Origin of the sequence: Paenibacillus taihuensis (genome assembly GCF_003386535.1) — a bacterium.
GTDB lineage: Bacteria > Bacillota > Bacilli > Paenibacillales > Paenibacillaceae > Paenibacillus_Z > Paenibacillus_Z taihuensis.
Genome location: NZ_QTTN01000001.1, coordinates 223,405 through 239,838, shown reverse-complemented (window position 1 = coordinate 239,838; position 16,434 = coordinate 223,405). Strand labels below are relative to the sequence as shown.

Here is a 16,434-nt window from a genome sequence, read left to right as displayed (position 1 = left end):
ATTATGGCTCGGACAACATTATGAGTAAGCAAAAAACACAAAAAAAAGAGACAGATTCGCATCTGTCTCCTCTCGAGCTATATGTGTACGGCTTAAGATTGTTGTGCTGGCACTTCAGGTGTCAAGACGGCTTTGCGGGAAAGGTTGACACGGCCTTGAGCATCAATTTCAGTAACTTTAACTGTAATTTGATCGCCGATCTTCACCACGTCTTCGACCTTCGCTACGCGCTCAGTCGACAGCTGCGAGATGTGAACCAACCCGTCTTTGCCCGGCAGAATCTCAACGAAGCAGCCGAATTTCTCGATCCGCTTAACTGTACCGAGGTAAACCTCTCCGACAATGACCTCGCGGACGATGCCTTCGATAATTTGCTTCGCGCGTTCATTCGCCTCCGCGTTGGAGGACGCGATGAACACGGTACCGTCTTGCTCGATATCGATTTTCACGCCGGTCTCATCAATGATTTTGTTGATGATCTTACCGCCGGAGCCGATAACGTCACGGATTTTGTCCGGATGGATCTTCATGATCACAATCTTCGGCGCGTATTGCGACAAGCTTGCACGCGGAGTTTGCATCACTTCATTCATTTTGCCCAGAATGTGCATACGGCCTTCGCGCGCTTGCTCCAGCGCTTGCGAAAGAATCGCACGATCGATACCATTGATCTTGATGTCCATTTGGATTGCAGTTACACCTGCTGGAGTACCTGCAACTTTAAAGTCCATATCGCCAAGGTGATCTTCCATGCCTTGAATATCGGACAGGATGGAGAAGTGATCGCCGTCTTTGATCAGACCCATTGCGATACCAGCAACCGGCGCTTTAATTGGAACGCCTGCATCCATCATCGCAAGTGTGCTTGCGCAAATACTTGCTTGGCTCGTCGAACCGTTCGATTCAAGAACCTCCGATACGAGACGGATTGTGTAAGGGAATTCAGTTTCACTTGGGATAACCTTCGACAACGCGCGCTCGCCAAGGGCACCGTGACCGATCTCACGACGGCCTGGAGGACGAAGCGGTCTCGCTTCGCCTACGCTGAACGGCGGGAAGTTGTAGTGGTGCATGAAGCGTTTCGTTTCTGTCAGGTCGATACCGTCCAGAATTTGCACGTCGCCCAATGCGCCAAGCGTACAAATGCTGAGTGCTTGGGTTTGTCCACGCGTGAACAAGCCAGTGCCGTGCGTTCTCGGCAGCAAAGCAACGTCACATTCGATTGGACGAATTTCGGACAATGCCCGTCCATCTGGACGAACTTTATCATGCGTGATCAAGCGGCGAACTTCTTCTTTGACGATATCGTAAAGCACTTCTTTTACGTCGCCGAGAAGCTCAGGTGTTTCAGCATACTCCGCTTCGAAGTGAACAACGGCATCTGCATTAACTGCGTCAATCGCTTCTTGCCTTGCATGTTTCTCAACGACACGAACGGCTTCAACAAGGCGTCCTTGCGCGAAAGCACGAACCGCTTCGTTAACCGCAGCGTCAACCGCATGCAGATTCACTTGAAGCTTCGGCTTAGCAGCAAGACCTTGCAGTTCTTCAATCGTAGCCACGATACGCTTGATTTCGTCATGGCCGAACATAATCGCTTCAAGCATCACGTCTTCCGACACTTCGTTTGCTTCCGCTTCCACCATCATAATGGCGTCCTTCGTCCCGGAAACTACAACATAAATGTCGCTCTTCGCCCCTTGCTCAACCGTCGGATTGATGATGAATTGACCGTCGATACGGCCAACAATAACACCACCGATCGGACCGTTAAACGGAAGATCAGAAATGCTCAATGCTGCGGAAGTACCGATCATCGCAGCGATTTCCGGCGTGCAATCTTGGTCTACGCTCATGACGATGTTCGCGATTTGCACTTCGTTCCGGAAGCCTTCCGGGAACAAAGGACGAATCGGACGGTCTGTCAAACGGCTTGCAAGAATCGCTTTCTCGCTCGGACGACCTTCACGTTTAATGAAACCGCCTGGAATTTTACCAACCGCGTACAGACGCTCTTCGTAGTTAACCGTCAGCGGGAAAAAGTCTAGGTTCTTCGGTTCGTTTGATGCAACGACCGTACAAAGTACAACAGTCTCACCGTATTTCACGGTAACCGCTGCATTAGCTTGCTTGGCGAGACGGCCTGTCTCCAGAACGAGCGGGCGGCCGCCCAAAGTTGTTTCTACACGCTGCAGCATAATTATCCTCCTCACCGCAACCGCTATACCTCACTCAAGGTACCCGGTTGTCAGTCTTCTTAGGTTTCCATTCGTGAACTTACTTGCCATTTCTTGCTGTAAAAAAATCTATAAGAAAAGCCCCTCTTTCAAGATGGAGCAGTTCATAAATCGTTATGTATCAAGCATTTATAAAAAGCAACCCAGTGCAGCCGGCCCGGAATCCCAGGCGGCTTGACAACCAGGTTGCTTTTATCCCCGCATCTATTAACGGCGAAGGCCGAGTTTTTCGATCAATGCGCTGTAACGTTTAACATCTTTGTTTTTCAGGTAAGCCAACAGTTTACGACGTTGACCAACCATCTTAAGCAGACCGCGGCGCGAGTGGTGATCTTTCTTGTGCGTCCGTAGGTGATCTGTCAAGTTGACGATGTTTTTCGTCAGGATAGCGATTTGAACTTCTGGAGAACCAGTATCGTTCGCGTGGGTTTTGTGCTCGTCGATCAATTGGTGTTTAACCTCTTGAGAAATTGCCATCCGTATTCACCTCCTTCTATCATAATCGCCATTAGCCTCGCCGCCGTCGGTGAAACTCGAGCTGGCCAAGCTAAGGTTCTATTGGTTGTACCGTACCATAACGAGTATCAGTACGCAACCATTAAGAGTATAGCATAACCGCCTACCAAAAGTAAATGCCGATCTTGTTTACTTATTATAGGCTGTCAGTACAGACCGTGCTTTATCTGAATCTGCCTTGATCTGGCTAATGAGCTCATCGATCGAACCGAATTTCTTCTCGGTACGCAGAAATGCGATGAATTCGATCGTGATCGTCTTGCCGTACAGATCTCCGCTGTAATCAAACAAATGCGCTTCCATGACCGGCTCCGGCAGCTTCTCATGGAATGTCGGCTTCACGCCGATATTGAGCACGCCTGGCATCCATTTGCCATCGACGTGAACCATGATCGCGTAAACGCCTTGCCTTGGAACGAGGAATCCTGCTTCCGGCTGTACATTGGCAGTCGGGAATCCGATTGTCCGCCCTCTGCCTTCCCCATGAATGACAGTACCGCGAACTTGATAAGGCTCGCCGAGCAGCTGCTCCGCTGCTTCCGGACGGCCATCCTGCAGCGCCTCTCGAATGAGCGTGCTGCTTACTTTATCGCCATTTTGCATATAAGGATCCACAATATCCACCTCGATGTCCGGCTCTCCAAGAGCCCATAACGTTTCCGGCTTCCCTGCGCCCTTCGCACCGAATGTAAAATCAAAGCCAACGATGGCTTTCTTCACACGGAGCGGGCGAAGCACTTCGTTCACGAAGTCTTCCGGAGATACGCCTGCAAAGGTTAAATCGAACGTAACGATATAGACCACATTGACCCCCAGCCTGCGGAAACGCTCGACCTTGTCTTCAAGCGGCGTCAAGCAGACTGCGTACTGACCGCTCTGGCCGAGCACTTCCTTCGGATGTGGGTGAAAAGTCATAACGGCGCTTTGAAGACCGCTTGCCTTCGCCGATTCCACCGCGCGGCGGATGACGTTCTGATGCCCGCGATGCACGCCGTCGAAATGACCGATCGCCAGTGCTTTCGGCACAGAATGCTGTGTTGCACGCGCCTGATCAATCGGGTATTGTAATGAGATGATTTCCATCTGCAGTCACACCTGCTTTATGATGTTCACTATCAAGCTTACGCGGTGGGCGTGAAAACTTTCACACCTTTGAGCGAAGCTGTTTCTTGATCTTGCTCGAACAAGCCGGCGAACGTGCCGTCTTCCCCATATACGCGAATGATTGAATCAGCTTCGAACGGCTCATTCTCAAGCAAATAGCTTAATCCGATCCGTTTGCCTTGAAAAGCACGCTGCACATTATGATCGCTGACCGTCGCGCGCGGGAAGTGATCAATCGCCTGATCGGCCGGTGTCAGCTTGGATGAGAGCTCTCCTGACTCCATCAGCTTGGCAATGTCTTCGAGCGTGTAGCAGTCTGCTTCTGTGAAGCCGCCTGACATCGTTCGCGTCAATTTCACCATTACCGCTGGAACATGAAGCGCTTGTCCGATATCGACGCAAAGTGTGCGAATGTATGTACCTTTCGAGCATTCTACGGAGAAACGAATCGTCGGATGAGGCTGATCCAGCTTCATCTCCAGAAGCTCGAGCTTGTGGATGGTAACCACTCTCGACTTCCGTTCAACGACTTGTCCTTCTCGCGCAAGCTCATAAAGCCTCTTGCCATCGACCTTTACTGCGGAATACATCGGCGGTACCTGTTCGATCTCGCCAATGAAGGCCTCGAGCACGCGGCGGATTTCTTCTTCCGTTAGGCTTACAGAAGGAAGTTCCGTCAGTACAGTGCCTGACATATCTTCCGTATCCGTAGCGATACCGAATTTCATTTCCGCTTCGTAGCTCTTTGGCCGCTCTTGCACATATTCGACGACACGTGTCGCTCTGCCGATGCAGAGCGGAAGCACGCCCGTCACTTCTGGATCAAGCGTACCGGTATGACCAATCCGCTTCACCTTTATTAATCGTCTTACCTTCGCAACGACGTCATGAGAGGTCCAGCCAGCTGGCTTCCAGACCGCCAAGATGCCATCCATCATTTATCCAGCGCCTCTCTTACTGCATTTACAACTAATGTGGCGGTTTCAGGAATGCCGTGCACGACTCTGCAGCCTGCCGCACGTACATGCCCTCCACCTCCGAATGATTGCGCAATTGCGGAAACGTCCACCTTGCCGGCGGAACGCATGCTCACTTTCACTTCGCCATTCTCGGTTTCTTTGAGCAAAATGCCCACTTCTACGCCTTCCACATTAAGCGCGTAATTGACGAGACCTTCGAGATCATCGCCGACAGCGCCTGTTTCCGCCATATCTGCGTGCGTCACGTAGAGTGAAGCGATTTTGTTATCTTCCGAGAACAAGAGACGGCTGAGGCCCCGCTGCAAAATAAGCAGCTGTGCCTTCGTCATCATCTCCAGCAGAAGGTTCGCTATAAAATGAGCCGGCGCGCCTTGTTCCAACATCCGTGAAGCGATATGCATCACTCGCGGCGTTGTGTTGGAATAGCGGAAACCGCCTGTATCCGTTAATAAACCGGTATAGATCGCGGTTGCCACTTCTTTATCGAGCGGTACCGCGCCGTACTCAATCAGATCATATAAAATCTCAACCGTTGCTGCCGCATCGACTCGAATCAGATTTGCCGCTCCGAACGCATCATTAGTAGGATGATGATCGATATTAAGAAGCTGTGCATCCTCGGTGAATAACGAGCTCACAAGCCCTATCCGGCGAAAATCGGCGCAATCGATCGCGATAATGCGGTCGAACTTTTCAGTTGGCTGCATCGTGCTGTAATTGATGATGGAAGCCGACCTGTCCATAAACTGAAGCCGCACAGGTACTTTGCCTTCATTCATCAACACCGCTTGTTTGCCAAGCTGTTCAAGCAGCCAGCCAACAACGATTGTGGAGCTGATGGCATCGCCATCAGGCTGAACATGCGAGACGACAAGAAACCGATTGCCGCCTCGAATGAACTCCAAAGCCCCTTGTAACTGTTCCAGGTACGCAGCTGAGAACGCCGCACCATTACCGGCGGTCATTGCTGAACACTCCCGCCGTTAATGTCGGTAAGCAGCGATTCAATTCGGCTGCCGTACTCGATGCTGCTGTCAAACTTGAACAGCAGGTCAGGTGTGTGACGGAACCGAATCCGTTTGCCGAGCTCGGAGCGCAGGAAGCCTTTGCCGCGGGCAAGTGCTTTCAGCGTCTCCTCCTTCTGCTCGTCGCTTCCGAGGACGCTCAGGTAAATCCGAGCCTGAGACATATCGTTCGTCAAGTCGACGCCAGTTACGGTAATAAAGCCAATCCGCGGATCTTTAAGCTCCGTCTGGATAATCTGGCTCAATTCTTTCTTAATTTGTTCACCTACACGTCCTACGCGGACTTTCGCCATAGGTTAATCACCTCTCTACTGACTCCAAGATGTAGGCTTCGATGATGTCGCCTTCTTTGAGGTCATTGAACTTATCCAGCGTGATACCGCACTCGTAGCCTTGTGCCACTTCTTTCGCATCGTCCTTGTAGCGTTTGAGCGACTCGATCTCGCCTTCGAACGTCACAACTCCGCCGCGGATCAAGCGAGCTTTTGCCGAACGTGTAATTTTGCCGGATGTTACCATACAGCCTGCGATAACGCCGACCTTCGTAACTTTGAACAAGTTCCGCACTTCTGCTTGACCAATAACAACTTCTTTGAACACAGGATCCAGCATGCCTTTCATTGCGTGCTCGATCTCGTCAATGACGTTGTAAATGATGCTGTGCAGACGGATATCGACTTTCTCTTGCTCAGCCGTTGCGAGTGCTTGCGGCTCAGGACGAACGTTGAAGCCGATAACGATTGCGCTTGATGCAGCAGCAAGGTTGATGTCGGACTCCGTGATCGCACCAGCACCGCTGTGAATGATCTTCACGCGTACGCCTTCAACATCAATCTTGGCAAGCGATCCTTTGAGCGCCTCAGTGGAGCCTTGAACGTCCGCCTTGATGATAACGTTGAGATCTTTGATCTCGCCTTCTTTAATATGATTGTACAAATCTTCGAGCGTTACTCGCGTGTTCGCGCCAAGATCAGCTTGACGCTGCTTGATTGCACGACGCTCAGCAATTGCACGCGCTTTGCGCTCATCTTCGAACACGAGGAACGGATCGCCCGCTTGAGGCACCTCAGTCAGACCGGTGATCTCGATTGGCGTGCTTGGACCCGCTTCTTTCAGCCTGCGGCCCTTGTCGTTGACCATCGCACGAACACGGCCGAAGCAGTTACCTGCAACGAATGCGTCGCCGATCTTAAGCGTACCGTGCTGCACGAGAACGCGCGCAACCGGACCTTTACCTTTGTCGAGCTCGGCTTCAATGACCGTACCGCGAGCACGTTTGTTCGGGTTCGCTTTGTAGTCGTTCACTTCAGCAACGAGAAGAATCATCTCGAGAAGCTCTTCGAGGTTGATACGCTGCTTCGCAGACACGTTCACGAAGATCGTATCGCCGCCCCACTCTTCAGGTACCAGCTCATACTCGGTCAAGCTTTGCTTGATACGGTCTGGATCTGCATCCGGCTTATCGATTTTGTTCACAGCTACGATGATTGGCACGCCAGCTGCTTTCGCATGGTTGATGGCTTCAACCGTCTGTGGCATAACGCCGTCGTCCGCTGCAACTACGATAATCGTAATATCCGTAACTTGTGCACCACGTGCACGCATGAGCGTAAACGCTTCGTGACCTGGTGTATCAAGGAATGTAATCTTCTTATGGTTAATCTCAACTTGGTACGCACCGATATGCTGCGTAATGCCGCCGGCTTCGCCGCTTGTTACACTCGTATGGCGGATCGCATCAAGAAGCGTTGTTTTACCGTGGTCAACGTGACCCATGATCGTAACAACTGGCGGACGAGCTTCGAGCTCTTCATCTTCGTCCTTCTCCTCGAACGTCTCGAATGCATCCTCTTCAACCGGGATCTTCACTTCAACTTCAACACCATATTCGGATGCGATCAGTTGAACCGTATCGAGATCGACCTCTTGGTTAATTGTCGCCATAACGCCAAGCATAATGAGCTTCTTAATGACTTCGGAAGCGTCCTTATGCAGCAGTTTCGCCAAATCGCCAACCGTCATTGTACCGCGTACAATAATTTTCTTCGGCGTGTTGTCGATTTTCTCTCTGCGCTCTTGCTGTTGGCCTCTGCCGCCTTTATTATTCCTGCCGCCGCGATTGTTTTTGAAGTTGCTGCCCGTACGGTTATCGTCAAAACGTTTGTTTACGCTATTGAACGAATTGTTCGCAGCTTTCGGATTGCTTCTGCGTCTGTCCTCGGACGGTCTTGAATCGAACGTACGTGGTGCAGGTGCACTGCTGCCGCCGCTGCTTCTTGGTGCCGACGATTGATCTTGGCGTGGCGCTGAGCTGCGATTGAAACCGCCGCCTCCACCTTGACTGCCGCCTTGGCCGCCTTGACCTTGCGGACGATTGCCTTGATAGCCGCCGCCTTGACCTTGCGGACGGTTGCCTTGATAGCCGCCTCCGCCTTGGCCGCCTTGACCTTGTGGACGGTTACCTTGATAGCCGCCTCCGCCTTGACCGCCTTGACCTTGTGGACGGTTGCCTTGATAGCCGCCGCCTTGACCGCCTTGACCTTGCGGACGGTTTCCTTGGTAGCCGCCGCCTTGACCGCCTTGGCCTTGCGGACGGTTGCCTTGATAGCCGCCGCCTTGACCGCCTTGACCTTGCGGACGGTTACCTTGGTAGCCGCCGCCTTGACCTTGCGGACGATTGCCTTGGTAGCCGCCTTGACGCTGACCGCCACCTTGACCGCCTTGACGGTTGCCTTGATAGCCGCCGCCTTGGCCTTGGCCTTGGCCTTGACCTTGCTGGCGCTGCTGATGAGATGAATGATTGGATGCATCCGCCGAAGGTTGAGTGTTCGTAGTAGAAGTTGGTGCTGCATTAGCAGCTAAATCTGAATTGGATGATGGACTTGCGGCTGGTTTGGCAGCGTTATTCGCTGCTGGTGGTTGTGTATTTGTTGTGTTCATATTCCCCTGCGCTTCTTGTGTATTTTTGTTAACCTGTCCAGATTGCTGCGATGCATTCGTATGATGAGACTGCTGCGGCTTCCGTTCTGGCTGTCCTTGCTGAGAAGAACGATTATTATTATTTGAAGCTCCTGCCGCTCCTGATACCGTTGCGCTCTCCTGCGCACGTTTCGCAGCTGCATTGGCTTTAATGTCACGGAAGAATCCTTCCACTTTCGAGACCATTTCATTCTCCATAACGCTCATATGATTATTTACAGGAAGATTGAGCCGCTTGAGAATGGTAATGATTTCTTTACTGCTCATATTGAGCGACTTGGCGTATTCATAGACGCGTGTTTTATCTTTATTGTCCTTGCTCTCATTCTGTTTAGTCAATATACTCCACCTCCGAAGGTTCAGTTAAGCTCTGTGCGATGCTCTTCGAGAAGCCTGCATCGGTTACGCCGAGCAGCACTCGCTCCGACTTGCCAATCGCTTCCCCGATCGTAATCCGGTCAAATGCTTCAATTAGCTTGACATTATAGGTGGCGCATTTGTCCCGAAACTTCTTCTTTGTATTATCTGATGCATCCGCGGCAACTATGACGATTTTAGCTTTTCCTTGCCGAACCGCCTTCAGTACGGTTTCGTCCCCGGTTACGAGCTTGCCTGCCCGCATCGCCATGCCGAGTAAGGAAAGTGCTTTATGCTTCTTCGTCATCGTCATCCATCGCATCCTTATTCGCGTTAAATTCATCCTCGACTGCTATAAAATCTTGTTCCAGCTGATCATAGATTTCGGTGCCGACGGACTGTTTCAGTGCACGGTCCAGCGCTTTGCTCTTCTTTGCAAGCTTGAAGCAGGACACTTTGCCGCACATATATGCGCCACGGCCGGCTTTTTTGCCAGTCAAGTCAATCAATACCGCTTCGTCCGGCGTTCGAACGACACGAATCAATTCCTTCTTCGGCTTCATCTCCTGGCAGGCCACACATTTGCGCAGTGGTATTTTTCTCGGTCTCACCCTGCATCCCCCCTGAACACGGCTATCCCAAAATTAGTCGATGGAAACGGAATCCTGGTGCATCGTGCCCACCTGCGATTTTGGACGGCCAAATTCTTGCTCCGCCTGTGTCTCGCTCTTGATATCAATCTTCCAGCCTGTCAGCTTCGCAGCGAGGCGAGCGTTCTGGCCTTTGATGCCGATCGCAAGCGACAATTGATAATCCGGCACGATAACGCGCGCCATCTTCTCTTGCTCGTATACGATAACTTCGATTACTTTCGAAGGGCTAAGCGCATTCGCCACATATTCCTCAACACTCTCGGACCAGCGTACGATGTCGATCTTCTCGCCTTTGAGCTCAGTAACGATCGTTTGTACACGCATCCCCTTCTGGCCGACGCAGGATCCAACCGGATCTACTTCAGGATTGCGGGAATGTACGGCGATCTTCGAACGGAAGCCCGCTTCACGCGCGACGGAACGAATCTCAACGACGCCATCGTAAATTTCAGGCACTTCGAGCTCAAACAGACGTTTAAGCAAGCCTGGATGCGTACGGGAAAGGAAAATTTGCGGGCCCTTCGTCGTATTCTCAACCTTGGTAATGAACGATTTCACACGATCACCGTGTTTGAACTTGTCAGTTGGCATAAGTTCAGTCAGCGGCAGAACCGCTTCTACTTTACCAAGGTCGATGAACAGGTTGCGTACGTCTTGACGCTGAACGATCCCGTTCACAATGTCTTCTTCTTTATCGATGAATGCATTGTAGATCAGACCGCGCTCTGCTTCACGGATACGTTGCGTAACTACCTGCTTCGCAGTTTGTGCCGCAATACGACCGAAATCGCGAGGCGTTACTTCGATCTCTGCGATATCATCAAGCTGGTAATGCGGGTTGATTTCACGGGATGCTTCCACGGAAATTTCAAGGCGCGGGTCAAGAACGTCCTCCACGACTTGCTTGCGTGCGTATACTTTGATAACACCTGTAAAACGGTTAATATCTACACGTACGTTTTGGGCGGTATTAAAATTGCGTTTGTAGCTGGAGATGAGGGCTGCTTCGATGGCTTCGAGCAGAATATCTTTGCTAATCCCTTTCTCTCTTTCGATTTCCGACAGTGCTTCAATAAATTCCATGCTCATTGGAAATGAGTTCCCCCTTTCAACTGGTTCCCTAACGTTATAATCATGCCTGCATTTTCGTATTAGAAAATGATGGCTAAACGGGCGCTTGCTACTTTGGCATAAGGAATTGTGTGCTTCTTCTTGCCGATCTCTACCACAACTTCCTCGCCGTCAAAAGAAAGCAAAGTACCTTCAAACTCCTTCAAGCCGCCAATCTGCTCGTAAGTCGTTACGAACACATGCTTGCCCACCGATTTGTGGACATCCTCCGGCTTCTTCAGCGGACGTTCCGCACCAGGCGAGGATACTTCCAGGAAGTAAGCATCCGAAATCGGGTCATTCTCGTCAAGTTTCTCACTCAAGTATTCGCTAATGCGGCCGCATTCATCGATATCGATGTGGCCTTCTAGTTTGTCGACATAGACACGAAGGAACCAGTTGCTGCCTTCCTTCACGTACTCAACGTCGACGAGTTCAAATCCATTCTCATCGAGGAACGGTTTTACCATTTCCTCAACCGCGGTTTTGATCTTAGGTGTGCTCAAAAACGATGTACCTCCCACTGCAGCTGGTCGCCACGCAAGAGGCGGCGTTACTGGCAGATCAATTTTATTCTTCTTAGCTGAATCTCAGGCCCCAAGCAAGATGCGGTTATTCCACATTCCGTATAGCGAAAAAGGTGCAGACAAAACGTAAAGAGTGGGTTTCCCCACTCTTCTGCGAAAAGGTCGTATCATCAGCATTACCAGAAAGATTATACCATAACCATGATGTGGTGACAATAAGGGGCGCTGGCGGGCATTGGGGTTGACAGGAGCGGGGAATGAAGGCATCGATGCTGGGCATGGCTGCCGCTCCGTTCGGGGATGCGCCTGCGGCCGCTGTTGAACTTGGAATGCTTCGATTGGAACCGCTGTCCGCGGTAGCATTCCAAGTTCAATGGCGGCACGTAAACTCTCCGGCTGCCCTGAACTACGCATAGACTGCCAGCTTCGCGGGAAGTCTTTGGTCGGCGTACCTCGACCATCAAAACAAATACCTATCGTCCCTACGGGACTCGTTCGCCTGCGCCGAACCTGAACCACACGGAACAAAAACAAACAACCCAACAACACAAAACCCGATGCCACCACAGCACCGGGTTTCCACTCAACCTATTAGAACAACGACAATTGGTTCGACTCCGGCAGGCCGCGGAAGCAGCCCATCCCCGTCAACACCTCAACGATCGTCTTCGACGCCTTCGACTTCTGTTGGAAGTCTTCGATCGACAAGAACTCGCCGAAATCGCGAGCGGCGGCGATATTCTTCGCCGCGTTCTCGCCTATACCGCTGATTGCGCCGAACGGCGGGATTAACGACGTGCCGTCGACGATAAACCGCGTCGCTTCGGAACGATACAGATCGACCGGCTTAAACGTGAAGCCACGAGCCGTCATTTCGAGCGACATCTCAAGAAGCGAGACGCTGTTCTTCTCTTTCGGCGTAGCGTTGAAGCCTTTTGCCTCAATTTCCGCTAATCGGCGGCCGATTGCTTCGTAGCCTTGGCACAGTAGCTCAAGGTCAAAGTCTTCCGCACGAATCGAGAAGTACGTCGCGTAATAATGGATCGGATGATACAGCTTGAAGTATGCAGTACGCACAGCCGAGATGACATAAGCCGCGGCGTGCGCTTTCGGGAACATGTACTCGATCTTCAGACACGAATCAATGTACCACTGCGGCACCTTACAGCGCTTCATCTCTTCAATCCACTCCGGCGTAAGACCCCGGCCTTTACGAACGCTCTCGGTAATTTTGAACGCGAGTCCCGCATCCATGCCTGCTTTATAAATTAAGAAAAGCATAATATCGTCACGACAACCGATAACGGTCTTAATCGTGCAAGTACGGTTCTTAATCAGTTCCTGCGCATTGCCTAGCCATACGCCTGTTCCGTGAGACAAGCCTGATATTTGCAGCAAATCGGCAAACGTCTGCGGCTTCGTCTCTTCAAGCATCTGACGAACGAATTTCGTACCCATCTCCGGTACGCCATATGTCGCGACCGTGGAACGAATCTGGTCCGGCATGACGCCCAATGCATCCGTCGAGCTGAACATGCTCATGACCTTCGGATCGTTCATCGGAATCGTCGTTGGATCGATACCTGTGAGATCCTGCAGCATCCGCATCATGGTCGGATCATCGTGTCCGAGAATATCGAGCTTCAGCAGATTATCCTCGAAGGCGTGATAGTCAAAATGCGTCGTTTTCCACTCGGCATTTACATCATCCGCCGGGAACTGGACCGGAGTAACATCCTCGACCTCGATGTAATCCGGCACTACGACGATACCGCCTGGATGCTGGCCGGTGCTTCGCTTAACGCCCGTACAGCCGTTCGCAAGACGAGCAAGCTCAGCCCCGCGCCACTTTTTGCCGTATGATTCTTCGTATTTCTTCGCAAATCCATATGCTGTCTTCTCCGCGACCGTACCGATTGTTCCTGCACGGAACACGTTCTCCGGACCGAACATTTCTTTGGTAAAGTTATGCGCAACCGGTTGGTATTCGCCGGAGAAGTTAAGATCGATATCCGGAACCTTGTCGCCTTTGAAACCAAGGAACGTCTCGAACGGAATATCCTGCCCTTCTCCCTTGAGCGGCTTGCCGCAGTTCGGGCAAACCTTATTAGGCAGGTCGAATCCGCTTGGGTAGCTGCCGTCCAGGAAGAACTCACTGTACTTGCAGGCTTCATCGAGACAGGTGTAATGCGCCGGAAGCGGGTTAACCTCGGAGATGCCGAGGAATGTCGCTACGACAGATGAACCTACGGAGCCCCGGGAACCAACCAAGTAGCCGTCTGCATTCGACTTCTTCACAAGCCGTGCCGAGATGAGATAGTTGGCTGCGAAGCCCGCTTTCGTGATCGGCACAAGCTCCCGCTCCAGCCGCTCTACGACGACTTCAGGAATTGGTTCTCCATAAAGCTTGCGTGCCGTGTCGTAACATGTGTTGCGCATCTCATCGTCCGCACCTTCGAGAATCGGAACGAACAGCTTCGGCGGGAACATACTGTACTCCTCGAAGCGATCAGCAAGTTCAGACGTGTTCTTGATAACAACTTCGTATGCGCGAGCTTCGCCAAGGAAAGCAAATTCCTCAAGCATTTCTTTCGTCGTGCGGAAATGCGCATCCGGCTTCTGGATATCCTTGAGCGGGCTGAACCCTGTAATACCGTGAATCGTGATGTCCCTGAACAGTTTGTCCCGCTGATGCAGATAGTGTACATTACCTGTCGCGATAACCGGTTTGCCCAGCTTATCTCCAATCTCACAGACACGACGAATCGCTTGCTCGATCTCCGCGCGGCTGGCGACGAACCCTTTTTCCACGAGATGCATATAGAAGGTGACTGGCTGAATCTCCAGCACGTCGTAATAGAGAGCTACTTCTTCTGCTTCCTCGACCGATTTATTCATAACCGCTTCGAAGAACTCGCCTTTCTCACAGCCCGATATAATAAGAAGACCGTCGCGAAGCTCTGTCAGCTTGCTCTTCGGAATCGTTGCGACCCGTTTAAAATGCTGCGTATGCGACATCGAAATAAGTTTGAATAAGTTCTTCTTGCCTTCACCATTAAGCGCATAGATACAGCAGTGGAACGGTCGCATATTGGACAAGTCGAGACCGACATAGTCGTTGAGCATATGCAGACTTGTAATATTGCGGGCGACGCAATCGCCAATAAGTCCGAACAATACGCCGCCGAGCGCGATGGAGTCATCGATCGCACGGTGATGGTTCTCGAGGCTGATTTTATATTTATCTGCGAGCGTATTCAGCCTGTGATTCTTCATTGAAGGATGCAAGAAGCGGGCTAGCTCGAGTGTATCGAGCACCGGATTCTTCACTTCAGGCAAGCCATTCGCTTTGCAGGCTGCCTGCAGGAAGCCCATATCGAAGCGCGCATTATGAGCGACCAGAACGGAATCGCCGACAAAATCAATGAAATCGCCAATTTTCTCACTAAGATCAGGTGCATCGGCAACCATATCATTCGTGATATTCGTCAGCTGTTGAATATTGTACGGAATATTCTCATGCGGATTGATGAAGGTGGAGAATCGGTCAATTTCCTTGCCCTCATGCATTTTCACGCCTGCAAGCTCGATAATCTTGTTGTTGACGACCGATAGCCCCGTTGTCTCGACGTCGAATACAACATAGGTCGCCGTTTGCATCACTTCTTCACGCGCGTTCATTACCATCGGAACAGCATCGTTGACGACGTTCGCTTCAAGTCCGAAGAGCACCTTGACGCCATGCTTCTTCGCTGCTTTCGCTGCTTCCGGGTAACATTGAACGTTGCCGTGGTCGGTAATCGCAATTGCTTTGTGGCCCCATTTTGCCGCTTGTTTAATGTATGTGTCGACCGACGTTACCGCGTCCATCGTACTCATCGTCGTATGGAGATGGAACTCGACGCGTTTCTCTTCCGCATCGTCCTTCGACTCTTTCGGCGCTACTACCTCATGCAGATCGGAAGGCATCATCACAAGTTCAGGCTCCATCATGAAACGGTCGTATTCAACGCGTCCACGAGCTTTTACCCATTTGCCGTTTGCCAGCTGCTTCAGAACTTTGACGTCATCCTTCGTCTTTGCAAACATCTTCATAGCAATGGAATCCGTAAAGTCCGTCAAGTTGAATGTAAACAGGGTGCTGCCGTTTCGAAGCTCTTTCTCCTCGAGGCCGAAGACCGTACCCTGAACGGTAACTTTCTTCTCTTCCTCGACGATGTTCATAATCGGAACGGCTTCATCGCGAATGTCGTAGCCGACTACGAGGCGTACATCCCCTTCTTCAAGCGGCGGCTCTTCAGGGATGCTCGCGGTCATCATCGCTTCGAGCACTTCTCGCTCTTCCATGACCCGCTTCTGATTGAACTCCTCAAACACTTCCTGGTTCGACTCTGCGACAACCAGCTTCACACGACACGCGATAGAGAATTGCTGCTGATAAAAATCTACCGCGAGCTCGTCAATCTTCTTCTTCCGCGCGAGCTCAAGTCCCATCTCGTCCATCAGATGCATCGTGATCATATCACCGGATACATCCATCTTCGACTTGCTGATCCAGCCATTGACGGAAGCGTTCGTATGCTGCAGCCATTCCAAGAATGCCGGCCAGTAGGTTTCGACGATCTCTTCCTTCTGCACATCTTCCCCAAACTGAAATTGGAACGAAATTTGCGCAATATGTGTAAACTTCGCTTGAATGCTGCGGCAAAAAACAGTAAAAGCCGGTAAAGGAACCAAAGACGCTTTGCGAATGCAAAACGTCCACTCCCGGTTACTCCGGCTTACGACCACTTTGTCTATATATCCGTCCCCAAAATGTTCATCTGTCAATTGCTGCGGCAAGTCCGCCTGCTTCATCAGCAGTTCGAACCGCTGCCGCTTGTCCCCGGTTTGGTTCATTCAATTCTCCCCCACAGAACAGAACAAACGGCCCGAAGGCCGTCCAT

13 protein-coding genes are annotated in these 16,434 nt (G+C 51.4%); 1 reads left to right on the top strand and 12 read right to left on the bottom strand.

Annotation, left to right across the window (positions count from 1 at the left end; genetic code table 11):
* Window positions 1-92 precede the first annotated feature (92 nt).
* The 11 genes from pnp to rimP all read right to left on the bottom strand — a co-directional run bounded on the left by pnp (window position 93) and on the right by rimP (window position 11,467).
* Window positions 93-2,198 carry a polyribonucleotide nucleotidyltransferase gene (gene pnp, locus A8990_RS01250; protein WP_116187189.1) on the bottom strand — a complete coding sequence of 702 codons (2,106 nt, stop codon included), beginning with the start codon at window positions 2,196-2,198 and terminating at the stop codon, window positions 93-95.
* Between the two features lie 246 nt (window positions 2,199-2,444).
* Window positions 2,445-2,714 (bottom strand): 30S ribosomal protein S15, encoded by a 270-nt coding sequence (rpsO, locus tag A8990_RS01245; RefSeq protein WP_116187188.1) that lies wholly within the window; start codon window positions 2,712-2,714, stop codon window positions 2,445-2,447.
* Between the two features lie 168 nt (window positions 2,715-2,882).
* A complete protein-coding gene (locus tag A8990_RS01240) occupies window positions 2,883-3,836 on the bottom strand; it encodes a bifunctional riboflavin kinase/FAD synthetase (RefSeq protein WP_116187187.1) in 954 nt (317 codons plus the stop codon).
* Between the two features lie 38 nt (window positions 3,837-3,874).
* Entirely contained in the window at window positions 3,875-4,795 is a 921-nt protein-coding gene (gene truB, locus A8990_RS01235) for a tRNA pseudouridine(55) synthase TruB (RefSeq protein WP_342772778.1), read from the bottom strand.
* The gene (locus A8990_RS01230) at window positions 4,792-5,802 is read right to left on the bottom strand and encodes a DHH family phosphoesterase (protein WP_116187186.1); all 1,011 of its coding nucleotides are present in this window, start codon (window positions 5,800-5,802) and stop codon (window positions 4,792-4,794) included. The genes truB and A8990_RS01230 overlap by 4 nt, the downstream gene beginning before the upstream one ends.
* Window positions 5,799-6,155 carry a 30S ribosome-binding factor RbfA gene (gene rbfA, locus A8990_RS01225; protein ID WP_116187185.1) on the bottom strand — a complete coding sequence of 119 codons (357 nt, stop codon included), beginning with the start codon at window positions 6,153-6,155 and terminating at the stop codon, window positions 5,799-5,801. The genes A8990_RS01230 and rbfA overlap by 4 nt, the downstream gene beginning before the upstream one ends.
* A 7-nt stretch (window positions 6,156-6,162) precedes the next feature.
* A complete protein-coding gene (gene infB, locus A8990_RS01220) occupies window positions 6,163-9,180 on the bottom strand; it encodes a translation initiation factor IF-2 (protein WP_116187184.1) in 3,018 nt (1,005 codons plus the stop codon).
* The gene (locus A8990_RS01215; protein WP_425463871.1) at window positions 9,173-9,511 is read right to left on the bottom strand and encodes a L7Ae/L30e/S12e/Gadd45 family ribosomal protein; all 339 of its coding nucleotides are present in this window, start codon (window positions 9,509-9,511) and stop codon (window positions 9,173-9,175) included. Before A8990_RS01215 ends, infB begins: the two co-directional genes overlap by 8 nt.
* Window positions 9,489-9,809: an RNase P modulator RnpM gene (gene rnpM / locus A8990_RS01210; RefSeq protein WP_116187183.1), complete on the bottom strand. Its 321-nt coding sequence runs from the start codon at window positions 9,807-9,809 to the stop codon at window positions 9,489-9,491. The genes A8990_RS01215 and rnpM overlap by 23 nt, the downstream gene beginning before the upstream one ends.
* A gap of 33 nt (window positions 9,810-9,842) precedes the next feature.
* Entirely contained in the window at window positions 9,843-10,940 is a 1,098-nt protein-coding gene (gene nusA, locus A8990_RS01205; protein ID WP_116187182.1) for a transcription termination factor NusA, read from the bottom strand.
* A gap of 62 nt (window positions 10,941-11,002) precedes the next feature.
* A complete protein-coding gene (gene rimP / locus A8990_RS01200) occupies window positions 11,003-11,467 on the bottom strand; it encodes a ribosome maturation factor RimP (protein ID WP_116187181.1) in 465 nt (154 codons plus the stop codon).
* A gap of 278 nt (window positions 11,468-11,745) precedes the next feature.
* Between rimP and A8990_RS31345 the strand changes: the two genes are divergently transcribed.
* Window positions 11,746-11,904, top strand: a complete 159-nt coding sequence (locus tag A8990_RS31345) for a hypothetical protein (protein WP_181909345.1) — start codon at window positions 11,746-11,748, stop codon at window positions 11,902-11,904.
* A 175-nt stretch (window positions 11,905-12,079) separates the two neighbouring features.
* On the opposite strand, the gene A8990_RS01195 is transcribed toward A8990_RS31345, so the two are convergent.
* Window positions 12,080-16,387, bottom strand: a complete 4,308-nt coding sequence (locus A8990_RS01195; protein WP_116187180.1) for a PolC-type DNA polymerase III — start codon at window positions 16,385-16,387, stop codon at window positions 12,080-12,082.
* Between the last annotated feature and the right edge of the window lie 47 nt (window positions 16,388-16,434).